Source organism: Bartonella kosoyi, assembly GCF_003606325.2.
Classification (GTDB): domain Bacteria; phylum Pseudomonadota; class Alphaproteobacteria; order Rhizobiales; family Rhizobiaceae; genus Bartonella; species Bartonella kosoyi.
Genome location: NZ_CP031843.2, coordinates 1 through 26277, shown reverse-complemented (window position 1 = coordinate 26277; position 26277 = coordinate 1). Strand labels below are relative to the sequence as shown.

Here is a 26277-nt window from a genome sequence, read left to right as displayed (position 1 = left end):
GCTTAACGACGCAGTAACTGAGAAAGAATAAAACCAACGCCTGCTGCAAACAAAACGCTTTTGCCAGGATTTTTACGAACGCATTGATTCATGGTTTGTTCAAGATCACTGATTTTGTCTTTTGCTTGAGACATGAGGTCTTCACTACTTTCTTTTGCTGAGTGATACAGTTTTTCCGCTTTGTTTTTGGCTGCATTGAATTTTTTAGCACCAAGATCTGTCAGTGTGGAGGTCATCCCTGAAATTTCATGACGTAACGTTTCTAATTGTCCCTGGAGCTCGTTTTGTAGGTCTTTTTCTGCTGCGGTTTTATTGTTTTGTGTTGTTTTGTTCTTGTTCATGATGTTCTGTCCCTCTCTTGTATAGTGGTGTTTGCTGTGTTCATCGTAATCATTTGCATTGGAGTGAAAATTTTTACTGCCGAAATAACGCCAAAAGTGTTTTTTAGTTCCTTGTCTTTTTGTGCAATTTAAAATTGTTTTATGCCTTTCAAGGTATTCAGCACCATTCTTTCTCTTTTGGGGGGCTGTTTCTTTTAAAAGGTTAAAGATCTTTTTCTTTAAGAGAAAAATCTGTGTTGTTTATCCCGTATAAATTATCTCTTGCTGGCAGATGTTTTGTTCTCTTTATTCAAGAGCGGTTGAAATGAGAAAAGCTTGCGTCTGAAAGGCTTGTTCAGCAATAATTGTGATAAATTATTATTATAAATCAATATGTTGCAAGTAGAAAGATGATGCGTTATTTTTATCAATTGAGATATTATACGGGAGATTTCTGATCAGTCTATCATTTTGCCAAATTTATACAGTAAAGTGATTGAAGTAAGGTAAACTTTTGAAGGGTTATAAAAAAATTTCTTGAATGATTTCTTTAGAATAAGAGAGTGTTTAGGGAATAAAACTATACTTGATTTATCAAGTTTTCTTTCTTAAGAGGAATGTGGAAGTGATGTTGAAGTGGCGGTGTGGAACAGGGGAGCTCTGCAGAATGGCGATTCAGCGTATAATGGAAGATTAAGACCACGAGAGTTGTGAGACAGAAATGGAATCTGAAACAGTCCCTTTAGAGAGTAGTTCTGCTGTATTGGCAGGGCATGATTTTTCACCTTTTTCTATGTTTATGGCTGCTGATTGGGTGGTGAAAGCTGTTATCGTTCTTTTGTTGCTTGCTTCTTTGATATCTTGGACAATTGCTTTTGTGAAAATTATTGAGATCACTGTGGCAAAACGACGCGTGCGTCATGAACTCCGATTGGTTCTAAACGCTCAGACTCTCACGCGTTTGGCGGCGAGCTTAAAAGAAAGCAAAGGGACAGGGGTGTTTTTTCTCAAAGAAGTGCTTAAAGAGGTCTATCTTTCGACACAAGAGGTTCATTTTGTTGCTCCTGAAGGAACAAATGAAAGCTCTGCTGAGAGAACAAATCCAAAGAAAAGTGCACAAACGCTTGAAGATATTCTCTTTTATGAGGAAAATGATCAATATGGAAATGTTTCTCGTGATGGTTATGTCCGCGATGTTCATGAGGGTTTAAAGGAAAGGGTTCATTCGATTTTATCGCGCTGCTTGCTGGCTGCGACACGACGTGTTGCCTGTGGAAGCGCTGTTCTTGCAACTATTGGGGCACTTGCGCCCTTTGTGGGGCTTTTTGCAACGGTTTGGGGAATTATGAATTCTTTTATTGGGATTGCGCAATCGCAAACAACGCGGCTTGATGTGGTTGCTCCTGGAATTGCTGAAGCCTTATTTGCAACGGCTATGGGGCTTTTTGTAGCTATTCCCGCCGTGGTTATGTATAATAGTCTTATGCGTGCTTTGAATGGGTATCGTAGTGATTTAGGGGATATCGCTGCTGCTCTTGAAAGGCTCTTGAGTCGTGAACTTGATCGACAAAAACAACAGAAAAGTCATAAAAAATGAAAGCAAGCTTTAATGATGATTTTGATCTCGATGAGAGTGGGTTGTACAGCGAAATTAATGTGACCCCTTTTATTGATGTTGTGTTGGTGTTGCTGATTGTTTTTATGGTTGCTGCTCCCTTGGCAACATCTGTCATTCCTGTTCAGCTTCCTTCGATCACTCAAGCGCCTTCAGTGGTTCAACCTGATGAGCCCCTTTATGTCACTTTGCAAAAAGATCATTCTCTTTACATTGGCGATCATCTTATAGAACAAGCAGCCTTGAGAGAAACTTTGTTAAGAGAAACCAAACAAAATTTGGAAACAAAAATTTTAATCAAAGCAGATAGTGAAATTGATTATGGCATTGTCATCGATTTATTAAACAAAATACGCATGGCTGGATATCATAAAATTGGTCTTGTCGGATTACAAAATTCTCCCAATCTTGCTGCAAGAGGTAGGGGAAATCATAAAACAGCCGATACGAAAAATGGACCTGTTGTGGCAGACGGTACTCTTGAGGGAGCGGGTGCTAACGTAGTGGGGCAGGAAGCGGCAACAATGAGCGATGCCGTAAATGCTCATATTTCTGGAACTTCTGGAATGGCTTTTGAGCCGTGATAAAAAAGAGCCTTTTAAACAAGGAAATAGAACACTTTCATCAAAGTTACAGAGTGAAATTGATAATGGAATTGTTATCGATTGATCAAACCGCGTATGCGCTGGAGAGCGTAAAATTAAGTCTTGTCAGATTATAAAATTCTCTCAATATTATCATATTGCCGCAAGAAATGCGGTATAAAACAACTGTTGTCATTGTTTGTATCTTAATGCATCTAAAGCTTCTGCAACGGTATCCATAAAGGATGCCCTCATAAAATAATCATTAAAAAAATTGATTGGAAACTTCATCTTGAGGCTTCATAAAAGAGCAAGCGGGTATCATTATATTCTTTGCATCTTCTCTCAAAAGCCTCCATGGCAAACTCTTTTAAGGAATGAAGATTATGTATTGCTTCACGCTTTTGTTTGTCTCCTATCTTTGATAGGGCTATGATCTTCACGTAAAACAGAGCGCCACCCAGTTGCCAATTCACCGGCTTGTTTTAAGAAACATCTCTTAAGGCACCTAAGCCCATTTCACGACGGTGCTTGTGAAGGGTATAACGATAAATCCATTGTGCTCCACCATTTTTACCTGTGTGAAGAAGCAAGCCGGCACTATCACATACTTTGCCAGCTCGTGGGTATTGTGATAAGCCCTTAGTACTGAGAGCGTTCATAAGAGCCATTTTTAGTCCTTTCTTGTATAGTTTTTATCCACACGCTTATCCTACTCTATGGCGTGCAAGCAAATAGTTTTGGTTGTTGCAACATAAACAGGTCTGGAATGAGAGAATCTTACGGTATTTGGGACTCTCCTTCAAAATACAAACAGTGAATTATCATTATAAATCAATGTATTGTGCAAGATTTTGACAGTCTTTGGCACATGAGGTCATAAGAAGCATTTTTCCAGTTTTTATTTACACTGGCCAGTAGCGCTTGTCATGGACTTGTAACCGATAAGAGACTTGGCTTTGATGGGGACACAAACAGATTTGCCATGAGAAAATCTCATGGCATTTGGCTCTCTTATTTTACAAGATAATGTATTATTCTTATCAATCATCAATCAAGCTGATGCGTCTTCTGGGTCATCATCGTCAAACGTTTCAAGGGGTGTTGAGGCGCATGTGAAGGGTATGGTTTGTGTGAGAAGCATGGAAGGATGTGTACTTTAAAAGCCCCAAGTGATCAATGAAAGACGTGCTGGAATAAGGGCATTGTCTCAAGTGCTAAGGTTTTTTCTTCTCCAAGGGCTGTATATCAATCAAGACTAGCAAAACCAGCCATATAAGGAAGTTTCATTGTTTCAAACGCAAGACGGCTGAATTGATAAAGTAACGAGATTGTAAAGGGTGAAAAGAGATAGGAGAAAAAAGAATGCTGCTTTAGAGGCGTGTTTAGCGAAGGAGTCTTGGGCATAAATAGGCGTTACTTCTGCTTCCACGCTTTAACAACCAAAGATCCCCAAAAAATCAAGGAAACCAGAGGTGCCAGAAGTGAAAGAGTCGTTGGAATGAGCCTTGTGTTGCTTTAAAAGCAGATTTTTTAGAGCTGCTTTAAGTATGTCCTGTAGAACCAAAACCGCCTGTTCCACGGCTTTGGTTATGGCTTTGGGGTTTTTGTTCTGGTTCAATAGCGCAAACAGTGACTTTTGTGACCGGGGCGATGACGGTTTGGGCAATACGCATGCCTCGTTCAATAGAAAAGTCTTCCTGACCCAAATTGATGAGAAGAACTTTGACTTCACCACGGTAATCACTATCAATGGTTCCAGGGGTATTGAGGCAGGTGATGCCATGTTTTAAAGCGAGACCAGAGCGTGGGCGTATTTGCGCTTCAAGCCCTGGGGATAAATGAAAAATGAGACCCGTTGGAATAAGAGCACGCTGCCCTGGCGAAAGGACGAGCGTTTCTTCTTCTCCAAGGGCAGCACGTAGATCAAGACCCGCAGAACCCGCTGTCGCGTAGTGAGGAAGTTCTAAACCTTGTCCGTGTGCAAGAATCTCGACGGATAAAGTCACGGAGTGTGAAGATTTTGAAGAAACACAATTTGCTTGGTTGTTGAGTGGTGCGTTGGTTTCAGTATGCGGCATGATCAAAGCATTTCCAAAATATGAGGTCTAGAAAAAAGGATACTTTAACAAAAGATATCCATAAAACAAGTCGATAAAGGTTTTTTGATGCAGGTTGTCCCCAGAGCTTGGTTATGATCTTTTGTTGATCCAGAATACTACGCTAAAGTATGCAGCCCAAAGCACCATAAGAATCTTTTTAATAAAGGGATTGCCAATAATGATTTGATGCCCGTTAAAAGGGATGAGCTATGAGAGAGATCAATTATATTCGAGATCAGAAAAGACAGGGGGTGCGCGTTTTTAAATACTGCCAATAAGAATCCCTGTGGCAAAAACCAAAGCTCCTCCAATGATGACCTGTAAAGAGGCGCGCCAAAAAGGGGTCGACATGTATTTGTTCTGAATCCAGACGATGGCGCCGAGTTCGAAAAAAACAATGATACAGGCAATCACTGTTGCGACATAAAAAGAATTGATCAAATAGGGAAGTGTATGACCTAAGCCCCCTAATGTTGTCATAATGCCGCTGGCAAGACCTCTTTTCAAGGGCGAACCCCGTCCTGATAATTTTCCATCATCATGGGCGGCTTCTGTGAAACCCATTGAAAGTCCCGCTCCAATGGAAGCTGAAAGCCCGATCAAAAAAGTTTGATGCGTTTCTCCCGTGGCAAAAGCGGCAGCAAAAATGGGGGCAAGGGTGGAGACAGAGCCATCCATTAACCCGGCAAGACCTGGTTGAATCCATGTCAAAAGTGTTTGTTTTTGCGCTTTTGAGGGTTTTTTTATGGTGTGATTTGCTGCTGTTTTTTTAGGAGAGGGTTGGCTCCCCTTGCTTTTTATAAAAGAAGTTTTTTCACATAATCCATCCGCCGTGTATCCATCCGCCGTGTGCGCACGATTATGGCAAGAAAGACACAAAAGTTGCTTATAATTTTCAAGCTCTTGAATCCCCATGGCGGTAAAAACCGCTGCTTCTTTAGAGGAATAAGGCTCTAGCGCTTTTGCATATTTTAAATAGAGCGCAGCCTGTTGCTCTTTTACTTTGAGTGCTTGAAGGAGCATTCTTTGTGCCGAACGAAAGAACAGAGCTTTACGCTGTACAAATGAAAAAAACGATTTCAACATTCTCTGTTCCTCTGCACTTTAGAATAATTCTAAAAGATGAAGAAAAATAAACTGAAAGTCAACCTAAAAGTTAAAAACTGAAAAAATGCAAAAAGGTTTCAGTAAGAAAAAAAGAATTTAGGGATGCCATGAAAGTAAAGCTGACCAATCAATAAAGGAGATTTATCCAGGGGAGGGGTGAGGAGCTCGTGTGAAAAAATTGAGAGAAAATAGGCTTTATTTTGCTAAAGAAGCGTTGCAATAGAGCATTCCGATTATTGTACGAGAGTCAATGGATTTAGGCTCGGAAATATATGGAAAGAAAAGAGAATATATGGAAAGAAATAAGTCAGCCCCATTATTTAGTTGATCGTTCAAAAGACGATAAAAAACTTTTTGAAATTTGAGATCATTCTTTAAAGACGACTTTTTTCAAGCAACAAAAGCCTATTTTACAAGGGCATCCGTGAAGCGTATAGGTGAAGCGTATAGAAGGTGAGAGCGGCAAAGCCCCCATGAAATAATACAAACGCTATTGAGTCTTCTTCTCTTGATGCTTCATAAATCGGTACCATGACACCTGCTTAGTCCCCAATGTTTGCGACAGTCTTTAGCACCGTTTATTCTCGGTATTTTTATTGGATCGTTTTACATCCCGTATCCCGTTTTAAGTGTAAGCCAGTCCCCTTATGATACTAGCATTGAGGTGGATTTGTTTGCGTCTAACAAATTATCTTTTGTGCTGTGATTGGGATTGGTTTTAAAGGTTAGAGTGTATCAATGAGAGAGATATATTTGTTTGATCACGCATGAAAATTGATGCTTTATGAAGGATCATTTATCGCTTTGCAACGCGCCTTATATCTTGCATGAAAGCCCTAAATTTAGTAGGATTCTCTCACTTCAAAACTTGTTATATTGAATCAATTAAAATCATTTTCTTGTAGATCACAAGGAGGGGTGTGGGGGCTGTGTTTTTATTTACAGTATGGCATGAGTTGCAACGTGAAAGAGCTGAATTGTACATTAACAAATGTTTTTGATGTTTTTAAAAAAGAATTAAGTTGTGCAGAAAAAAGAGGAACTCTGTGGAAATTGATGACAGTTTAGAATGGTTTTTGGGTTTGCAAAAACTAACAATACCGCAGGCAGCGCTTTTAGTAGTTGGATTAAATCCAGGAAAATGTCTGTTTGAAGATGAAACAGAACCAGAAAGGGGTGATATTTACGAAGATAACCTTTCCGTATCATCAGAGAAAACTGCTTGTTTCCGGGGAGCTTATAATGCCATAGTTCAGGCAGGAAAAGACGATCAATTAAAGATAGAATGGTCGAGTTTTTGTGATTATATAGAGACATATTCCTCATATGTTCTCGTTGAAGATTTAAAAAAATGGCTTTTATCGCGTGGTTTGCGCCCTGCATTTTTTTTCCCTGAAGATGATTCTCGTGACACTAAGGATAAAAAATATTATGCGTTTCAAGATCCAACGCATCCACGCTATGCTCCAAAGCTTGCTGCAGCTGTTGCGGCTTGGGAAGCGGTGAACGAGGCTGAGGGTGGTAAAACTGTTAAAGGCACGCTTATAAAATGGTTGCAACAGAATGCTGATCAATATGATTTACGCAATAAGAAAAGTAGTAAGTTAAAAGAAGATGTTATTGAGAAGCTTGCAAGTATTGCTAATTGGGAACCTACCGGAGGGGCTCCTAAGACACCTGCCAATTAATTTTATCAAAAGAGAAAAAACAAAAAGATCACTAAAAGTGTGCTGCTTTGTTTGATAATCTTGAAGATAATCTCCTTTTCTGGGGAAAGTTTTTACCTTTCTCCCCTAGATTATAAGTAGTTGTTTTTACATAATAAAATATTTTATAGTGTTTCAATGATTGTTTAGAGGAAGAAAAATAGACATTTTGGGGCAGCAAAATTTACCCTATAGTTTTCGTAACTTATCCCTCTATTTTTGTTTGATTTTTTTGGGCATCGTTCAATCCGTATTCACAATAACGGAATTGAACATGATCAAAATCTTTTCTTTTTTTACGGGGACTGAAAGCGCAAAAAATTCTCAAGGAAATATACCGATGAATGGATCGATATTGGAGCAGCCTGTGGCGGATGAGGTGGTGCGAAAATCGTTTAGAGGGAGCGTATTGTCGCGTTGGTTAAAGTTTGAATTTATCATTGTGATGGAAAAGGTCAAAACACGGCGTCCTGCGCGCTCTCCATAAAGAAACCTTGCTCTCTATCGCTTTGTGAAGGATTTCTCTTGAAAAATTGGCGCCATAGTAAAACCCTCTCTATGGCATAATACGAAAAGGATATCTTATGATTTATTATGATGAAAATGCGAAAAGAAAAACGACTGTAGGGCATGGTCACTCTGGAAGAATCTGTCGCTCGCGCAGGTGATGATCGATATTTCAGTGTCTCTTTTGTCCATTTATTTCTGACCAATGGAAGTGATGAACAAGCTTTTGTTTTATGGTGATGGTGGTCAACGTTAAAGAATGACACTTGGAGAATATCAATGGCTTTCAAGGGGGGAGGGCAAAGAAAAATATATTCCACCAAAGAGGGGGGCTTGGAAATAAAGTTGACCATTAAAACGCTTGTTTAAAGGAAACAGGTAACCGTGTAAGGAGAATGCATCCTGCAGGCTGTTTATTGTGAAACAGTTTTCTAAAGAGAGAATTATAATCCTTGCTAATGCGTAAGCCTCTTTACTTTTAGCTTGTGATCGTTGCTCTTGCGTGATGTTGGTGATACTCTTGCCTGATCGCTTAAAACAAAAAACAAGCGCCTCAATGACGAAAGGAGTGGTTTCCCACTCCTCCGTTCCTATCTCCCCTTTCGGGGAAGCGGCCACCATTACTGATGCCGTATATGCTTTCCTATATACGCTTATTTTTTTTAAAAGTCAAGGGTTCAAACGCGGTAAATATTTAAGCATAAGAGAAATAACTTTATGAAATTCTTCCTCCGATAATCTTGGGGCACCACTATGTGAGCAACTAAGACGGCTTACTGAGACGGTTGTTACATAATTGCAGATAATCCATGCTTTTTTATGTTCTATCGGAGATTGTAGGGGATAAGCCGCAGGATTATTCGGTTGTGATTTTGTCGAAAAGGGCAAAACCGTAACATTGCCATAGAGTTTTGCATTCTTAGAAAGCACTAAAACAGGACGTTTTTTCCAAAATTCAGGGAGAATCGAATCATGAGGAAAATCGCACCAAAAAACTTGTCGAATGCGGGGTGCTGATTTGAGCCGCGGTTTTATATGAGGGGGCTTTGTGTAAGGTGCATTGATATCCCCTAATTTCACATGTTCTCGCCATGCGGCATGATCATGTTCCATCACAATATGCGGTGCTTCAAGATGACAGATTTCTACAGGAGTGAGCGGGGGAGGGAGAGTGGGAGGCGTTGTGTTTTTATCCTCAGACATGGTTGACCATTCAATCTTTATTGGTCCCCTCACTGACATTCTCTGATCACTTTTCTGTCGCTAGCTTCTATCAAAATATTGCTGATAAGTACAGAGAAGCAAAACAATAAAATACGGATATTCGTTGTTTTTCTCCTCCTTTTGGAGAACAGAATATTGATAAAAATATTAAACCTGAAAAGGCATGAAAAGAAAACAGAGGGAGATTTTACAACAAAAGGTGTGGTTCATCTGTTTTAATGTTCAAGGAGAAGTTTGATGATAAGAAGATGATGTTTGTGGACACGCGTTACAGGGGCAATTTTTGTGCTCTGGATGCTTTGTACGGGGCGCCGTTCTTTTGCTGTGGAGATCCATACGCTATGCGGTTTTTAAAGAAAAAGTATGCTGTTCCGCATGGGGGGATTTGTTTATGTCTTGTGGCTCGAGAGAATGCCTTTCGAAGTAATATAGAGGCTCATAAGGCTGAAAAGGAGGCTTGCAACCACATTCCAACCGGCAAATGAAAGAAAAAGAAAACGGGTGGGAGCTTCTGAACAAGAAGGAGGGTGAATATTGTTTAATTGATTAAGCAGTTGGTTAACGTCTAAGGCTTTGCGTATGGTGTTTGAACCACAACTGAGAGGCGCTGTCCAAAAGCCATATTCAACACCGGCATGATAAATGGCGAGAACAAGGCTAATGCTCATTAAGACAAAAACACATAAAAATAAAAGTTGTATCCACGAAGACATGCGAAAAAACCATGCTCCAAAACCTGCTAAGAGCAAAAAGGGGATGGCACCGTAATAGGGAAAACGCTCGATAAGACATAAATCGCAAGGAAGATACCCACCAAGATGTTCAAAACAAAGGGCGAGACCTACAGTGGCGGATAAGCAAAAAGCCAGAAAAAAAGCCCATAAACTTTGTTCTTTTCTGCTGGGTTCTAGATGAAGGTGTTTGTTTAAAAAGGAATGGGAAGAAAAAACACATGCCATTGGGTCTGTTCCTTATAAAAGCTGCTTATTAAAAAAAGCTATAAAAATCCCATAAACCAAAAGGAGACTAACACACCCTACGAGGATAATCCATTTGAAATGTCGTCTTAGAAAATTCATTGCTTTTTGTCCAAAATGTTTAATCAACCACGCGAGAAGATAAAAACGAGCGCCTCGGGAAAAAATACAAATGAGAATGAAAAGTTCAAGACGGACACTCATCACACCCGCCAAAATTGTGACAATTTTGATAGGGGGAAGATGAAAAAAACCTGATGTTATCAGTAAAATAATCAGAAATTGTAGGGTGGCATTGTTTTTTAGAGCTTCAAAACTTTCAACTTTGCCGTAAAATTCTAAAATGGGTTTGGCAAGGGTGCCATAAGCAAAATGTCCGATAAACCAACCGGCAATGCCGCCTAAAACAGAACAGATCGTTGCAATGAAAGCATAGCGATAAACCTGCTTTTGACGGATAAGCAGCAGGGGGATATATAAAATATCTACGGGAATGGGAAAAAAAGAACTTTCAATAAAGGCAATGAAACCAAGCCAGTGTGGTGCTGTACGCCGATTTGCTAAAGAAATCGTCCAAAGCTTTAATTTGTTTAATATCATGAGGCTTTTTATAAATTTAAGTGGTAAAAACTTTACAAATGAGTTTGCTGTCAATTCGATAAAGAAAATATTCCATCAAACAGAGAAGAAAATGAGAGAAATTCTTAAAAAATCAGAAGTCTGCTGTTGACGAATCTATGCTTCTTCATATAGTGCAAAAGAATAATCGACAAGTCTGTCTTTTATAACACAAGTGCGGGTGTGGTGGAACTGGTAGACGCGCCAGACTCAAAATCTGGTTCCGAAAGGAGTGTCGGTTCGAGTCCGACCACCCGCACCACTTTGATAAAGACTTCCATTTTATCCTATGAGAATCTCCCTCACATTGATGATAGAACTCTCAGGTTTTATAAAATAGTGGGATTTGTAAATTGCGCTTTATAAAGACCGTTTACCATTTTTCATGTTCAATGAACAACCTTGAAGATGAGAGAGGGCTCTCATTTCAAGTCTGTTTATCGTTAATCAAACAAAATCATATCTCTTGCACATTACACGCTGGATATACTTGCGTGGCGTAAAACTGTACAAAAAAATGCCTTTTTATGAATCTTATGAAGAGTATACCGTAAAATCCATTGAGCACTTCCATCTTTACGCTTATGAAGAAGCAAGCCGGCATCATCACACCATTTGCCAGCCCCCAATGTTGCGACAGCCCTTGGCACTTAAGACGGTTATAAGGACCCTTTTTAGTTCTTGTCTTTAACAAATTTGATCCACACACTCATCCCGCTTGTTATGTGCTGCCAAGTGGTTTTTCTTGCTTCAAGATAAACAGATTTGAAATGAGAGAATCTTACGTTATTCGGGATTCTCATTCAATATGAATAACACTAGATTATCATTATAAATCAATATGATTGTATCTTTAATAAGAAATAAAAGTTTGTATTTTGGCGTCGAGTAGAACCTCTTTTAAAGGTAATTTTACTGCAAGTAGTATTTCATAAAATTACAATTAAAACAGAAAAATAATTGAAAAATTTTTCTTCTGAGAAGCTGATTGACGCAACAACTATTCTTTATTTCAGTCCCAAAAAACCTTTTTAAAATTACTTGATAAAGTAGACTATTGCATATTTCTTATTGCGTTTGAAGTGAAATAGCCATTGAAATCAAGAATAATCCTTTTTGAATGAACTTAATCATTAAAATGGAAATTAGCTGAGCACAAGAGTTTTTTGATTTATACCGGTATAGGCCAATTTGTTTTCCAAACTGAATATTGCGTAATACAGTTAAATTGATTTTACAATTATAAAGTTGTAAATCCTCAAACTTTTTACACAACACTCATTGTCTTGAATATACATAAGGTACATAATAACAATATGAGGAGGATATTATGATATACGGGGGGCGAATAAATTTGATCGCGTGTGGAAAAACATTCAAACAGTTAAGAATCTTCAACCTCTGCAAAGTATAGGAATAAGAGCGACAGTTACCAAAGAGATTTTAGAAAATATTATTCATTTTATCGATTTTTGTATAAGCAAAGATGTCGATTATATCGGATTCAGCCCGCTCGATACATCGTCATTTAGTTTTTCTAGAAAAAATAATACAAACGATCAATCTAAGGGGATCAATCTAAGACTTTAAGAAACAAAACTCTTCCGCCAAACGCCTTACTTTTTCATTTGAGAGATGAATTATCAAGGAAAGAATCTCCCCTCCAGATTTATAGAGATAAAAAGTTCCAAGAAAGAAAAATCTCATGGACGTCACAAAATTTTGTAAATTGTATTCATGATTACTTAGGCGAAAATTCTACGTACGTTTCGTCGCCGTTAATGTGTTTATTTCCATTTTCATCCTTGGTATTGGACTATAATGGAGATTTAAAAAATTGCTTTTATTCAGAAGCTTTCGGGAATCTACAAAATTATGAGGCAATAGATTGGTCTGCTCAAAGCGTTTTAAAATCTTTGAAAGAATCTGGTGCATGTAGCGGATGTCGTGGGACAAGTATTTTATGGATAAGGTTAAGCAATTTAAGATTTATAGCCTTAGCAAGTCTACTGCTCTCGTGGTTGCTGTTTTACCGCTTTTTTTGTCGGAAAAATTGCATTTGTCGCAAGCGGATATTGTTTTAATCGGGAGTTATTTTTTATTGCTTCCTTTGATCTTAGAAGTCCCCTTGGGTTTATTATCAGATGTTTATGGAAGTAAGCGCGTTATTTATATTGGGCTGTTTTTCTTTCTTTGTGGTTTTTTAGCTCTTTTTATGAATTATGCATATTTTGCTTACGCCACTTATTTGTTGTGTATTACATTAGCAGCCGCTTGTTTCTCAGGTGCGGAAGATAGTTTACTCTTTTCTGTAGTCCCAAAGCATCGCACACTGTTTTCCGTTAAGTCTGAAGTGGCTGCAGTTACCTATAGTGTGACAACGGTACTTATTTTTTTAGGGGGAATACTTTATTATGTACATCCTGCATTGCCTTTGATTTTTCAAGTCCTTTCATTAATTTTTGCTCTTTTTATGTTTTCAAAACTGACGAAGGGATTAGATAGTTTTCATATCAACGCTCATCCGAGTATTTTCACAGTTCTGTGCACCAGCCGTAAAGAAGTCAAAAACCCTTATCGCTTCACTCTTATTTTTTTAAGTGCAGTTTCAGCTTTTGCTATTTTGGTTAATAATCGAACTATTTCTATCGCATTTTCTGATTTTTTGCCATTTCAACCTGCTATTTTGGTTTCGATTATTTTTATCATTGGGAATTTTTTTTCAGCAAGTTCCAATATATTGTTTCAGAAGTATTTTTCAAAGTTTCAAAATCCTATTTTTCCCGTCTTAATGATTGGTTGTATGGTAACCATTGCTTTTTTTCTCATGTCATTTCAAATCATTGCGGCTCTTACATTAGGATTTTTACTGCTATGTGTTTTTAAATCTGCTTATCGATCTTATCTGTCGTCTCTTCTTATAAATTCACTGATTGATCCCAAAGCTATCGCGACTGTTTTATCATTTACAGCCATTATTACAGCTGTTGTATCCTTTGCATTCAGTTTTTTATACGGTTATGTTTTTTCAACATTCTGGCAAGCTAATTTGTGGTTGGCAGTGGTTATGGCTGTGATTTTTGGGGTGTCTGCTTTAATTATTTTTGTCAGAAAACAAGAAATCATTTGGTTACAACCTGAAAATGCACAATCGTCAAAACAACATTTCTTGAAACGCAAGCATCAAGAGTTTTGCTATGGGCAAATTTATCCGGAAGCATCGTGCATTAATGAAAACATCAAGGATGGCTCTTTTCGACAAAGTCTCTATCCTGCACCAAATTTGATAACACTTTGCGATGAAGTCGTCGAATGGGAGTTTATCCGGGGTACTGTATTGAGCCAAATGGATTTGCTACATCAAAAGGCGATTATTGATCAAATCAATAAGATCTTTGAAGATCGATTAAGCAAGAATATAATCTTATCACATGGAGATTTACATCCTGATAATATCATTGTTACTCCTGAGAATTCTTTTATGGTAGTGGATTGGGATTTATGTCAAGAAGCCAGTCCGGAATTGGATATCTTAACATTTTTCACCAGTCCAAGATTATCTCTCAATTTAGAAGAACGGATAGACCATATTTCTCATTTGCTGTCGATATCAAAGGATGAAGCTTTACCAATGATAAAAGCGTTTGTGGCTAAAAAAATTTCTGATCTTTGTCTATACCAAAATATTTTCATGAAACAATTAGTATTGGATTATATGAACTTGAATAAGGAATTTCATGGGCGATAATATTGTAATTTGTAATGAAAATTGCAGTGCGGGCTGCAATCATTGTCCCTATTCGATGGAATGTATGGTGAGAGATGACGCGTTGCCTGAATCTTTATATACAATAAATGACATAAAATCTGATTTTATTATTCTTTCTGGTGGAGAGCCTTTTGAGCTCGATTATGATTTACTTCATAAATATACTTGTATGTGTCTCATTTGTAAAAAATATTTTCGGATTGCAACAGGGGGGGCACATCTATATTCAACCATATTTGAAGCTATTAAAGAGTAATCCGTTCTTTTTAGGGATACAAATAGGCACAGATGTTATTTCAGAGATAAGAAATCTAGACAGTAAAAAATATAAACAAAAGTGGGTGCGTAACATAGAATGTATGAAAAAAGATAGCGTATCCTATAGTGTGACGATTACTTTATCGGAGAGATTCGATTTGGCAGAAGTGTTCGCTCTAATACGTATCGCTACTCCCGAGTTCATTTTAGTTAATTTTGAAAATAGAAAAAAGTACGAGAATACATTTCAGTTAAATATGATACGGGATTTTTTTCTGGCTGTGAGATAAAATATGGATATACGCATCAGAATTTACACCAATAAATATAGACTATCGGATTCTTTATGTTTGGTTTTAAGCACTCTCCTATGGCATGAGGGGTTAAGCCCAAATGGGTTGAAAACAAAAGCCTGATCTCTACTCTTTAAAAGATATTGCTTTAGAGGTTTTTGAAAGTCGTCAAGAAGATGTCGTGAGGGGAAGGCTGGAAACAGCTTTTTACAAATGGTTTTTTCATCTTTACAACGTCATATTCTTCCCCAATGCGTTCTTCCCCAATGAGATTGTTTCTTTCGTTTTAGAAATGACACAAACAGAGAAAGACAATACCCATGCGCCACTCTGCATAGAACAGTTCCCAACAGCGTCATTTGACGTGAGGTGATAGAAGGCAAGCCGTTTCAGTATTTTTTTCAGTGTGTCTTGAATATTCAAGTGAGGGTTTGCCTATAGCGTTTTTCAGTTTAAGTGACTCCCATGAAATGGGAAGTCAAGAGCAAATTCACTCAAGAGTTATCGTTTCTTTACAAACCGACATGGGGGATAATCCGCCATGGGTTTTTAGAATAGTGGTTTAAAATAGGGGTTAAAATCTTTGTTTTTTTGAGATGGGAAGCGAAAAGCAATTTTTGTGACCCTATCAAGTGATTTTACTTGAGGAAAAAGGCGGTGAATTAATACTGAAAAATCCAGATTGTTCGTCGATGAAAAACCATTCCTTTGGGAGGCGTGAAGATAAAGATTGAAAAATGAACGTATATATGCTTCTCTTTTATGGTGTTGTCACGTTATCATCATCAGCTGTTCTTGATGCTCAGTATCCGTCTTTGTTTTAAACACATATCTGTGTTCTTCTTTATTTCATTACAATGGTCGTGAGGGTAAAGCTCTTCTATTTTAAATGCGTCCTCTAAAAGGGGGAGAGGATAGGAGCTTTCGAGACGCTGGATGATTTAGCCTTTATGGACGGTTTAGTGCTGGTTTTTAGAGCCTTCGTTTTTTTAAAGGGGGAGAAAGGCATGAAAAAAAACCCTGTTTTTAACAGGGTTTTTTAAACGGTTTTATTTTTTCTACAAGAAATTAGAATTTATAAGCGATGCCAAGGCGAAAATTATGCGCTTGGGCACTCATTTTAAGTTCATCATTGGCAAATTTCTGTTTAAAAAAATCTGTATAACGGTATTCTGTACGCATGATAATGTCATCTGTCATGGCAAGATCAAAGCCACCCCCAACAGTATAACCAATCATTCTTTTTGTCTTATCAAACACATTGCCAGAAGCAAATACTGTCGAATCTTCTTGCGATTTTGTTAAAAGCGATAGGATATATTGCATCTGTGTGTAGGCAACACCCCCTGCAATATAAGGCATAAGACGATGGGAAGCAAAACCAATGCGTGCTCGCAAAGCGCCAGACCATTTTTCTTTCAATGTGACACTGCTTACAACAAGATCATCAGCGTCGGGGATCATTGCATCCCGAGTGCCAGATGTTAGAAGAGGAATCCCAGCTTCTTGAAAGGCTGCGTTAAGAGAGTCTAATTTATCGAGAATTTGCTTGCCAGTGTCCGTTTGGGTGTTTTTCCGCCCAGACCAAATCATATCCGTATCAAAACTGACAATAAGGTTATCTCCTAAATCGATATTAGAACCGGCATAAAAACCACCGACAAATCCTGATGGTTTGGGTGAGAGATCTCTGTTGACCCAAGCCCATTTCCCACCATTGGATTCTGGTGCGTAATTTAAAGTGCTGTTAATGGAAACATGTCCAATTTGTCCACCAAAATAAAAACCAGTCCAAGAAAAAGGCGCTGAAATAGTCACTGGCGCAATCCTTGGAGCTAAGCCACTTGGTGCTGTAACATTCGGCTTTGATGGTTGAAATATTACCGTATCAGCGGCTTGCGCTGTTGAAGCAGTCATAAAAGTGAAAAGAGAGAGTGCAATTAAACATTTTGTATTCATAAAACGTCCCCAATTTATTTCAATTACATAGTGTATTATGCATAAATTAGTTAAAAAAATCTATATATAATTTCATTATGAAAAAATAAAATATACCAAAAATCCATAATTTTTCAGTGTTAAGCGTTTTTAAAAAACGTGTTTATCTTGCTTTTTTCCGTGAATATCTTAATTTTTAAGGATTTTTTTTGGCTGTATTCTTTCAGTGTTCTCTGCAATGTATAAAACATTATGGAGCAATAAGTAAAATTTTATCTTGTTGAAAAATATTATTTTGTAGATATAAAAATACTTTTTATTGTTAATATATAAATACATTATCCATAATGATTGTTATTTTTTTGTGCTTCATATATATCTGGATATCAATGTCCTTCGTCTTAAAAAAGGGCAGGGGGAGACCTTCTTATTCTTTGTCCGTTTTTAGTCTTGTGACTCCTCTTGTGTGACGATAGCCTTGAGGGCTTGAGAAAAACAGCAATATTCTTTTTTCCCATTGTTTTTATCGCTATGCTACGCTTGCTTGTGACGTTTCCCAAGCGCAGTGTTTGGACTGATTGAATATAAACAGCGTTGAAATGAGAGAATTTCAAGGTATTTGGAATTCTCAATAAAAACAATATATGCCCTCTTTTGACCAGAGCTAAAATGGAGATGAGAGCCTAAAATAGACAGTGTAGATAATCCTCATCGGGGCGCTCATGCCCCGATGGCTTTGAGGGAGAACAGCGCATGGATTGAGGCTTTGGGGAGCAATGCACGAAAGTAACCATGATGGGTAGCGCTTCAAATTGATTGCACGTTACCCAAGGATATATCTCTGTGAGGGTGCTGATTGTTTTGAGCAGAGGCAAAGTCAAAGTTTTGCGGGGTGTTGTATTTTGTTCCAAACTTTGTTTTTCTATTGCACACACTCATCTTTGGTGTTTCATAAAAGAGAAAGCCGGCATATCATACACTTGGTATACACTTTGGGGGGCTGCTTTAAAGGGCTCTAAAATGTTGTGTTCCCCCTTGGTTCTTCAGACGGTTCATGAGAAACATTTTTTAGTCCTTGTCTCATACAATTCTACGCCACATACTCACTATGCTTATGATGTGCAAGCAGGTGTTTTTGATTGATTCAACATAAATGGATTTAAAATGAGAGAATTTTATCGATATTTAGGACTCTCATGCAAGCTGGATAATGCTATAGTGTCATTATAAATCAATAGATTATCTTATTTTACAAAAGCTGGAATGGGGATAAGCGTTTAAAATACCGTGGTAATATAATCGGAGCGTGAGCGCCCCGATAGTTTTGACAAAAAGATTTAAGAAGTTTGCATTTTCTCTTAAGGATTCTTTGATTTAGGAGCAATCATCTTTTTGGGATCAACCAGCCGATCATAATCTTCTCCAGAAACACCTGCTTTGAGGGCTTCAGTGCGCAAAGTTGTATCATTTTTATGCGCTGCTTTGGCAATTTCAGCGGCTTTTTCATAACCAATTTCTGGGGCAAGAGCGGTGACTAACATCAGTGAGCGCTCCATGAGGGCGTGAATATGAACACGATTGGCGCGTAATCCTTGAATGCAATGCATAATGAGGGTGCGGATTGTTTTTTGTAAAGGAAACGTTAAAGCTTTGTGGGGCGTTGTGTTCTGCTCCAAGAACTCTTCTTCCTTGGGTCAAGAGCTAGAATGGGATAGGCGTTTAAAATGAACACTGGGGAGAATCATAACCAAATATAATCGGGGCGTGAGCACCCCGATGGCTTTGAGGGATAAGGTTGAAGATGTTTGCCTCTTCTTTGTCGGTTTCTTATTGGGGAGCAATCATCTTTTTGGGATCAACCAGCCGATCATAATCTTCTCCAGAAACACCTGCTTTGAGGGCTTCAGTGCGCAAAGTTGTATCATTTTTATGCGCTGCTTTAGCAATTTCAGCGGCTTTTTCATAACCAATTTCTGGGGCAAGAGCGGTGACTAACATCAGTGAGCGCTCCATGAGGGCGTGAATATGAACACGATTGGCGCGTAATCCTTGAATGCAATGCATATCAAAAGAACGCATGCAATCCCCAAGAAGGGTAATCGATTGTAAAATGTTATAGCCAATAACAGGTTTATAGACGTTGAGTTCAAAATGCCCTTGACTGGCGGCAAAGGTGACGGTGGTATGATTGCCAAAAACTTGGGCTGCAACCATGGTCATGGCTTCACACTGGGTGGGATTAACTTTGCCGGGCATAATAGAGGAGCCGGGTTCATTTTCAGGCAAGTTGAGTTCACCTAAGCCAGAACGAGGACCAGAACCTAAAAACCGAATGTCATTGGCAATTTTAAAGAGATCAGCGGCTAAGGCATTCAAGCTGCCATGGAAATGCGCAAGAGCACCATGATGCGCCAGCGCCTCAAATTTATTGTGCGCCGTTTTAAAGGTTATTCCGGTGAGGGTGCTGATGGTTTCTGCAAAGGCAACGTCAAAACCTTTCGGGGCGTTGAGCCCTGTTCCTACAGCTGTTCCGCCTTGAGCAAGCATTTGAACATCAGTAAGGGCTGTTTCAATCCGACGAAGATTGGCTTCAAGCGCAACCCGATAGCCTGAAAATTCTTGGGCAAGCGTTAAGGGCGTGGCATCTTGCGTATGCGTGCGTCCAATTTTGATAATGTCGGCAAATTCTTCTTCTTTTTTCTTGAAAGTGGTAATGAGTGCTTCCAGAATAGGAAAAAGATGTTGGCGCGTTTGCAGCGTGGTGGCAATGTGAAGCGCCGTGGGAAAGGAATCGTTGGAGGATTGACTCATATTGACATGGTCATTGGGATGAACAGGCTTTTTGCTGCCCAATTTACCCCCCAAAAGCATGCTGGCATGGTTGGCGATCACTTCATTGACATTCATATTGCTTTGGGTCCCTGAGCCTGTTTGCCAAACAGAAAGGGGAAAATGCGTATCGAAAGCGCCAGAGAGAACTGCATCAGCTGCTGTGACAATCGCTTTTCCGATCTTGGGGGAAAGTTTGCCTTTGTCCATATTGACAAGAGCAGCCGCTTTTTTGATAAGGCTTAAGGCGTAAATGATGGTAAGAGGCTGCTTTTCACTGCCAATATTAAAATTATGCAGAGAACGTTCAGTTTGTGCTCCCCAATAACGATCTTGACGTACCGAAATCGTTCCAAAGCTATCCGTTTCCTGACGTGTTTCAACCATGATATAAGATCCTTTATTTGTTTACGGGTTCTTAAAAAAGCTAGATAACGCGAAATGCCAAGAAGAAGCAAGATGTGGAAGCTTTATTTATAGAGAAATTATAGAGACAAATTATTTTATGGCTATCCTTGACATTGAGAAAGGCCGATTTTATATCTTGGATAGTGTTAGCACTCACTCTTAGAGAGTGCTAGCAAGAACTTTCTAAGATTAATGCAATTATGTTCAGTTTTAAGGATTTAAAACATGGCTAATATACAATTCCGCCCACTTCACGACCGTGTCGTTGTTCGTCGGGTTGAATCTGAAAATAAAACCGCTGGTGGGATTATCATTCCTGATACAGCAAAAGAAAAACCACAAGAAGGCGAAGTGATTGCTGTTGGCAATGGCGCTCTCGATGATAACGGAAAGCGTGTGCCTTTAGAAGTCAAAACAGGGGACCGTATTTTGTTTGGAAAATGGTCTGGAACTGAAGTCAAGATTAATGGGGAAGATCTCTTAATCATGAAAGAATCGGACATTATGGGAATTATGGGTTAATTGAAAGGCCCTCAATTTTTCATTGTGTACTATTTTGAAAAAACTCCAAGGAGAAATTAAATGGCTGCTAAAGAAGTCAAATTTGGCCGTGAAGCGCGTGAACGTTTGTTGCGCGGTGTCGACATCCTTGCTAATGCGGTTAAGGTGACACTCGGCCCTAAAGGGCGCAATGTGGTGATTGATAAATCATTTGGTGCGCCACGCATCACAAAAGATGGTGTATCCGTTGCAAAGGAAATCGAACTGGACGATAAGTTCGAAAATATGGGTGCACAAATGTTGCGTGAAGTTGCTTCTAAAACCAACGATATTGCTGGGGATGGAACAACAACGGCAACGGTGTTGGGACAGGCGATCGTGCAAGAAGGCGTTAAAGCCGTTGCTGCGGGCATGAACCCTATGGATCTTAAACGCGGGATTGATGCCGCTGTAGATGAAGTGGTGGCTAATCTTTTCAAAAAAGCTAAAAAAATCCAAACTTCTGCAGAAATTGCGCAAGTTGGAACCATTTCGGCCAATGGTGCTGCTGAAATCGGTAAAATGATTGCTGATGCCATGGAAAAAGTGGGCAATGAAGGCGTTATTACCGTAGAAGAAGCTAAAACGGCTGAAACCGAATTGGAAGTCGTGGAAGGAATGCAGTTTGATCGTGGCTATCTTTCCCCTTACTTTGTCACGAATGCTGAGAAAATGGTTGCAGATCTTGATGATCCTTACATTCTCATTCACGAAAAGAAATTGTCCAATTTGCAATCCTTGCTTCCCGTTTTGGAAGCGGTTGTGCAGTCTGGCAAACCCCTTCTTATCATTGCTGAAGATGTGGAAGGCGAAGCTTTGGCAACGCTCGTGGTCAACAAATTGCGCGGTGGTTTGAAAATTGCTGCTGTAAAAGCCCCTGGATTTGGTGATCGTCGTAAAGCAATGCTTGAAGATATCGCTATTTTAACATCTGGACAGGTGATTTCTGAAGATGTCGGCATTAAGCTTGAAAATGTCACTTTGGATATGCTTGGACGTGCAAAGAAAGTGAATATTTCTAAAGAAAACACCACCATTATTGATGGGGCTGGACAAAAGGCTGAGATTACCGCACGTGTCAATCAGATTAAAGCGCAGATTGAAGAAACAACTTCTGACTATGATCGTGAAAAATTGCAAGAAAGATTGGCTAAACTCGCTGGTGGTGTTGCTGTTATCCGTGTGGGTGGTGCAACAGAAGTTGAAGTGAAAGAAAAGAAAGACCGTGTGGATGATGCGTTGAATGCAACACGGGCGGCTGTCGAAGAAGGTATTGTTGCTGGTGGTGGTACTGCATTGTTGCGTGCAGCAAGTGCGTTGAGCGTTAAGGGAAGTAATCCTGACCAAGAAGCTGGTATTAATATTGTTCGTCGTGCTCTTCAAGCACCTGCGCGTCAAATTGCAACCAATGCCGGTGAAGAAGCGGCTATCATTGTTGGCAAGGTGTTGGAAAATAATGCCGATACATTTGGTTACAACACCGCAACGGGTGAGTTTGGTGATTTGATTGCTTTGGGAATTGTTGATCCTGTGAAGGTGGTCCGTTCTGCTCTTCAGAATGCGGCTTCCATTGCAAGCCTTCTGATTACAACAGAAGCAATGGTTGCTGAAATGCCAAAGAAAGAGGCTCCAATGCCTCCGATGCCGGCTGGTGGAATGGGCGGAATGGGCGGAATGGATTTCTAAGCTCTTTTCCCTAAAGAGAATAAGGAAACGGGTCTTTTGGGCCCGTTTTTTTTGTCTATTTCTTTTGTTTCTCACGCTTTTGAAAGGAGCTTCCTTTACGTGAGAAAGAAGCTTTGCCCTATCCTTGCTCTAATTCCCTATCTCTAATGGTTTATTTTTATGCTTTCCAATATACCACAGCTCTGATGGTTTCATGAGCAGCATGCTATCTTTTATCTCTTTCATTTGTGCTTTTTTCCCGATCTTTTTTCCCCCACATCATTGTTCTTACAAAACAGATATTCTTACTGTTTTTTACAGTTATACATTTTTACGATTTTGATCATTTACAGAAAATAGCTTCGCGATGGAGCTACTGAGTGGTCGCGGGGTGATGCGAGGTTGGTGCCGTGGTGCGGGGGCTGGTGCCGTGGTATGAGGCTGGTGCCGTGGTGCGGGGGGTTGGGGCGTGGTGTTGGAGGGGGCGGCGTTGGAGGGCGTGTTGGAGGGTGCGGTGTTGGAGGGCGTGTTGGATAGGGTGGTGCTGGATGATGGGGCGGTGTTGGAGGGCGTGGTGCTGGAGGGGGCGGAGGTGCTGGAAGACGGTGTCATTTTAAACCTCCGTTACAGGCGTTAGGGCGACATTGGCGGTTTGTTGCTGACGCCAATCTTCTAAGCGTTGGGCAAGATCAGGATCATAAACCGCCATAACGGCGGCGGCTAAAAGGGCGGCATTAATTGCCCCTGATTTGCCAATGGCTAACGTGCCAACCGGTATGCCTGCTGGCATTTGCACGATTGAAAGTAAAGAGTCTTGACCAGAGAGAGATTGTGAGTGAACTGGAACGCCAAAAACAGGAAGTGGCGTAAGCGCTGCGAGCATTCCAGGAAGATGCGCTGCACCTCCAGCACCAGCAATTAAAACTTTAAAACCTGCCGATTTTGCTTCTTTGGCAAATTGATAAAGGCGTTCAGGGGTGCGGTGGGCTGAGACAATATGCGAACTATGAGAAACGCCAAGAGCCGTCAAAATATCGGCACTATGGCACATCGTTTGCCAATCCGATTGGCTCCCCATTAAAATCCCGACATCACATGATTTCTTCATCATTCTTCGTCCTTTTCAAAGATTCAAGGCGATTCTTTATCATTCGTTTTGTAAGAGTTTTATAATCTCTTTGCAAAGCCAATTGATGACAGAGAAACAGTTTTTTTAAAATAAGATTGAAAGGTCAAAATTTAAAGGGCAAGTACAGAAGTTCAAAAATACCCTCTTGAAGCTCATAAAACACTGTCCTTTGAGCTTTTCGCTGTTCAATATGTTGGAGGATGTTGGAGGGGAAGTGGTTAAACAGCCAGAGTGTCTTTTACTTTAAGAATGCTTTTGTACTTTAAGAAAATGTACTTTGAAGCAGAAAGAAAAAAATACAGACTGCAAATATATTCTGGAAAAGTCTTTGAAGACTATAAGGTTTTTAGAAAATGTCTCATTTTTTGTTGCTAAAACAAATACCGTTCCCATATACTGTAATGGTGCAATTTGAAACACTATTTATGATAAAAAGAGATTTTTATGGCAAAACTGCGTTCTAAATAAGGATATTTTTCCAGAAAAAGTACAGAGGGGTATCTTGTCTTTCAAAGGCTTTTTATTTTGCTGTTGAGGTATGGGGGAAAGGGGCTCTTTCAATAATTGTTGAGATCAAAGAATAAAAATAATCAACGCTTTAATGCTTTTGTTCAAAGGTATTTTGAGGCGTTTAGCTCTTTCATCATTTCTTCATATAAATGTAACGATAAGCTATAAACATAACGACAATATAAAGTGAAGGATGAATTGTGAATAATAAATCCATGGTCTCTTTTTTGCCCAATTTTTTAATATGTTGAACCCTCATAATAAGAAAGAACAGTTAAACACCGGATATTAAGAAAGGAGATTTAAAAGTTATGTTTTTTCCATTTTTAATCGCTTTAGGCACTGCAATAACAACGGTGTATGGCAAAAAAAATATAAGTTATGTTTTGTGGGCTATTTTGTTCGTTGTTATTCTTCTAACCTTTAATCATCACGCAACTTCTACTTTGAATTTATCTTTTTGAGAGAATAGCCATGGAAAATGTTGAACAAAAAAATCCTCATTTCGTCATTTTTATGAATACACTAGGACTGATTGGGTTGTCCATTGTCTTGGTGGTTGCTTTTTATTATCAATTGGTAAAATTTGAGTTACCTTGTCCCCTCTGTTTGCTGCAACGCGTTGGATTGATGCTGGCAGGATGTGGGTTCTTGCTCAATATTCACCATAGAGTGAAAAATACCCATTATGGGATGGTTATTATCGGTTGTATGGTCACCAGTGCTGTTGCTGCTCGGCAGGTATTTTTGCATATCACACCTGATGATCTGGGATATGGTTCAACGTTCTTTGGATTGCATTTTTATACTTGGGCTTTCATTATTTCTGTCCTTTGTATCTTTGCTGTTGCATTCGTCATGATTTTAGGTGAATTGGCACACAAGTTTAAAGAGTTTTCTTCTTTTCCAATCTTAAGTAAAACAGCAAGTTTCTTATTTGTGTTTTTAATCGCGGCAAATTTGATTTCGACCATATTGGAATGTGGTGGTGGACAATGCGCCGATGATCCTGTAAGGTACGAATTGTTATCAAATTGGTTCCCTTCATAGTCTTGAATTTTTTAAATTATTTCTCATCATAACTTTACGATTAAAGAGGCGGAAATGTTAAAAAATCCGCTTCTTTTTCTTTTTTACTGGGGCGATGATTCATCAAGATTGTTGATCTCCTCAAAGGGATCTTTTATCGAAAAATTGGCTTTTATGCCTATGTGCGATTGATCTGTAAAAAAAAGACTTGGTTTATCGTCTTTTGGGGTTTGTAATTTTTTTTAAAAAAAAACGTGTTATCGTTGAGCGGTGTTGGACGATTCGTTCGAGGGGACTTGTCTTGAGCCGTTGGATTGTCGAGCGGTGGGGGATAAGAAATCTCGTTTGTTAAGGGGGCATTAACGATAAAATTTTTTGTTCTTGATTTTTTTTCGCTTTGTGCTAGATAATCCTTTGTATTCATTTTGGTGCTTCTGAAGTATTTTAGATACTTTTAGAGGGAGTAGTTTAAAATTTTGAAAATTATTCCAATAATTTTCTCTAGAGGTTTGTTTATAAGAGACGAACCTTTTTTTTTATCTTTTTCTTGATATCTCCTTTTTTATGAAGCCTTTGTTTTAGAAAAGCATGAGCACTTTGATGATGATTCTCCTTACAAAAAAACATTGGCATAGAAAAACAATTTATCATTGTGATTATTGAAGGCAAAAATCAAAAAGGTCTTCTCATGTCTAACTTTCTGAGAGTGAAGCCATTCAATGGATCTTTATTCATTTTAAAAAAGCACTGCTTGTGGGGCAAGATTCTCTAAAAAATTGTAAAAATGCTTTTTATGACTCCTTTTAATCACCCAAATGGGCGTGTAAAATTTTGCGCTGGTCAATAAAATAATAAACTGGTTTATCTCTATCATTGAAATTAAAATGGGAGAATTTGACGTGAAAATGAGACCGAGATTTTAAAGGCGTTTTTTTAAAAAAAGGATTGTATCATCATTTTGTACAAATATTTCTGTAAATCTTTAAAAGCGTGAAAACAGAAATACGCAAAAAAGAGTGGAGGATTGATCTGTTGTGCAAGCTTTGGGGCCGTGGTTTGGGCTTGTGGTATGGCGTGAAATGGAGGGAGCGAATTGGGGCGGAAACGTTTGTGAATGGGGGTAAGCCGTGGTGAAAAGGGAGATGTGAT

At 39.0% G+C, this 26277-nt stretch carries 21 protein-coding genes, 1 tRNA gene and 3 pseudogenes; 11 read left to right on the top strand and 14 right to left on the bottom strand.

What is annotated here, in order from left to right:
- Positions 1-2: 2 nt before the first annotated feature.
- A complete protein-coding gene (locus tag D1093_RS00135; RefSeq protein WP_120099853.1) occupies positions 3-341 on the bottom strand; it encodes an ElaB/YgaM/YqjD family protein in 339 nt (112 codons plus the stop codon).
- Between the two features lie 700 nt (positions 342-1041).
- On the opposite strand from D1093_RS00135, the gene D1093_RS00130 reads away from it, so the two are divergent.
- Positions 1042-1917, top strand: a complete 876-nt coding sequence (locus D1093_RS00130) for a MotA/TolQ/ExbB proton channel family protein (RefSeq protein ID WP_120099852.1) — start codon at positions 1042-1044, stop codon at positions 1915-1917.
- Complete coding sequence (locus D1093_RS00125; protein ID WP_120099851.1) at positions 1914-2519, top strand: biopolymer transporter ExbD; 606 nt, start codon at positions 1914-1916, stop codon at positions 2517-2519. Before D1093_RS00130 ends, D1093_RS00125 begins: the two co-directional genes overlap by 4 nt.
- A 329-nt stretch (positions 2520-2848) precedes the next feature.
- On the opposite strand, the pseudogene D1093_RS00120 reads toward D1093_RS00125, so the two are convergent.
- The 4 genes and pseudogenes from D1093_RS00120 to D1093_RS00110 form a co-directional block, all read right to left on the bottom strand.
- Positions 2849-3190: pseudogene (locus D1093_RS00120) on the bottom strand (Arm DNA-binding domain-containing protein); the annotation flags it as partial.
- A gap of 577 nt (positions 3191-3767) precedes the next feature.
- A complete protein-coding gene (locus tag D1093_RS09885; RefSeq protein ID WP_167309080.1) occupies positions 3768-3926 on the bottom strand; it encodes a hypothetical protein in 159 nt (52 codons plus the stop codon).
- Positions 3927-4063: 137 nt separating this feature from the next.
- Positions 4064-4600: a dUTP diphosphatase gene (gene dut / locus D1093_RS00115; RefSeq protein ID WP_120099850.1), complete on the bottom strand. Its 537-nt coding sequence runs from the start codon at positions 4598-4600 to the stop codon at positions 4064-4066.
- Between the two features lie 282 nt (positions 4601-4882).
- A complete protein-coding gene (locus tag D1093_RS00110; RefSeq protein WP_120099849.1) occupies positions 4883-5707 on the bottom strand; it encodes a VIT1/CCC1 transporter family protein in 825 nt (274 codons plus the stop codon).
- A gap of 1067 nt (positions 5708-6774) precedes the next feature.
- On the opposite strand from D1093_RS00110, the gene D1093_RS00105 reads away from it, so the two are divergent.
- Together D1093_RS00105 and D1093_RS00100 are read left to right on the top strand one after the other, a co-directional pair.
- The gene (locus tag D1093_RS00105; RefSeq protein WP_120099848.1) at positions 6775-7416 is read left to right on the top strand and encodes a hypothetical protein; all 642 of its coding nucleotides are present in this window, start codon (positions 6775-6777) and stop codon (positions 7414-7416) included.
- A 292-nt stretch (positions 7417-7708) separates the two neighbouring features.
- Positions 7709-7921 (top strand): hypothetical protein, encoded by a 213-nt coding sequence (locus tag D1093_RS00100; protein ID WP_120099847.1) that lies wholly within the window; start codon positions 7709-7711, stop codon positions 7919-7921.
- A 296-nt stretch (positions 7922-8217) separates the two neighbouring features.
- On the opposite strand, the gene D1093_RS09880 is transcribed toward D1093_RS00100, so the two are convergent.
- From D1093_RS09880 to D1093_RS00080, 4 genes are all read right to left on the bottom strand, one after another.
- Positions 8218-8562, bottom strand: coding sequence for a hypothetical protein (locus D1093_RS09880; RefSeq protein ID WP_167309079.1), 345 nt, complete (start codon positions 8560-8562; stop codon positions 8218-8220).
- Positions 8563-8610: 48 nt separating this feature from the next.
- Positions 8611-9144, bottom strand: a complete 534-nt coding sequence (locus D1093_RS00090; RefSeq protein WP_120099846.1) for a type II toxin-antitoxin system PemK/MazF family toxin — start codon at positions 9142-9144, stop codon at positions 8611-8613.
- A 410-nt stretch (positions 9145-9554) separates the two neighbouring features.
- Positions 9555-10124, bottom strand: coding sequence for a disulfide bond formation protein B (locus D1093_RS00085; protein ID WP_120099845.1), 570 nt, complete (start codon positions 10122-10124; stop codon positions 9555-9557).
- 12 nt (positions 10125-10136) lie between these two features.
- On the bottom strand, positions 10137-10742 hold the full coding sequence (locus tag D1093_RS00080) for a YqaA family protein (RefSeq protein ID WP_120099844.1): 606 nt from the start codon (positions 10740-10742) through the stop codon (positions 10137-10139).
- A gap of 195 nt (positions 10743-10937) precedes the next feature.
- On the opposite strand from D1093_RS00080, the gene D1093_RS00075 reads away from it, so the two are divergent.
- Positions 10938-11022, top strand: a tRNA-Leu gene (locus D1093_RS00075).
- 274 nt (positions 11023-11296) lie between these two features.
- Here D1093_RS00075 and D1093_RS10555 read toward each other — a convergent pair.
- A pseudogene (locus D1093_RS10555) lies at positions 11297-11410 on the bottom strand (integrase); the annotation flags it as partial.
- A 1313-nt stretch (positions 11411-12723) separates the two neighbouring features.
- Here D1093_RS10555 and D1093_RS00060 point away from each other — a divergent pair.
- Positions 12724-14508, top strand: a complete 1785-nt coding sequence (locus tag D1093_RS00060; RefSeq protein ID WP_120099843.1) for an MFS transporter — start codon at positions 12724-12726, stop codon at positions 14506-14508.
- 1640 nt (positions 14509-16148) lie between these two features.
- Here the strand turns inward: D1093_RS00060 and D1093_RS00050 are convergent.
- The 3 genes and pseudogenes from D1093_RS00050 to fumC (D1093_RS00040) all read right to left on the bottom strand — a co-directional run bounded on the left by D1093_RS00050 (position 16149) and on the right by fumC (D1093_RS00040) (position 20234).
- The gene (locus D1093_RS00050; protein WP_005774663.1) at positions 16149-17039 is read right to left on the bottom strand and encodes an outer membrane protein; all 891 of its coding nucleotides are present in this window, start codon (positions 17037-17039) and stop codon (positions 16149-16151) included.
- A 1337-nt stretch (positions 17040-18376) separates the two neighbouring features.
- Positions 18377-18628, bottom strand: a pseudogene (fumC, locus tag D1093_RS00045) (class II fumarate hydratase); the annotation flags it as partial.
- Positions 18629-18845: 217 nt separating this feature from the next.
- A complete protein-coding gene (fumC, locus tag D1093_RS00040) occupies positions 18846-20234 on the bottom strand; it encodes a class II fumarate hydratase (protein WP_120099841.1) in 1389 nt (462 codons plus the stop codon).
- A gap of 246 nt (positions 20235-20480) precedes the next feature.
- On the opposite strand from fumC (D1093_RS00040), the gene groES reads away from it, so the two are divergent.
- The 3 genes from groES to D1093_RS10420 all read left to right on the top strand — a co-directional run bounded on the left by groES (position 20481) and on the right by D1093_RS10420 (position 22997).
- Positions 20481-20777, top strand: coding sequence for a co-chaperone GroES (gene groES, locus D1093_RS00035; protein ID WP_005774667.1), 297 nt, complete (start codon positions 20481-20483; stop codon positions 20775-20777).
- Between the two features lie 60 nt (positions 20778-20837).
- A complete protein-coding gene (groL, locus tag D1093_RS00030) occupies positions 20838-22481 on the top strand; it encodes a chaperonin GroEL (RefSeq protein ID WP_120099840.1) in 1644 nt (547 codons plus the stop codon).
- Between the two features lie 384 nt (positions 22482-22865).
- Entirely contained in the window at positions 22866-22997 is a 132-nt protein-coding gene (locus tag D1093_RS10420) for a hypothetical protein (RefSeq protein WP_280178761.1), read from the top strand.
- Positions 22998-23073: 76 nt separating this feature from the next.
- Here D1093_RS10420 and purE read toward each other — a convergent pair whose 3' ends face one another.
- The gene (gene purE, locus D1093_RS00020) at positions 23074-23571 is read right to left on the bottom strand and encodes a 5-(carboxyamino)imidazole ribonucleotide mutase (protein WP_120102224.1); all 498 of its coding nucleotides are present in this window, start codon (positions 23569-23571) and stop codon (positions 23074-23076) included.
- 839 nt (positions 23572-24410) lie between these two features.
- Between purE and D1093_RS00015 the strand changes: the two genes are divergently transcribed.
- On the top strand, positions 24411-24563 hold the full coding sequence (locus D1093_RS00015) for a DUF5993 family protein (protein ID WP_005774735.1): 153 nt from the start codon (positions 24411-24413) through the stop codon (positions 24561-24563).
- A 10-nt stretch (positions 24564-24573) separates the two neighbouring features.
- Entirely contained in the window at positions 24574-25149 is a 576-nt protein-coding gene (locus tag D1093_RS00010; protein ID WP_005774736.1) for a disulfide bond formation protein B, read from the top strand.
- The last annotated feature ends 1128 nt before the right edge of the window (positions 25150-26277 follow it).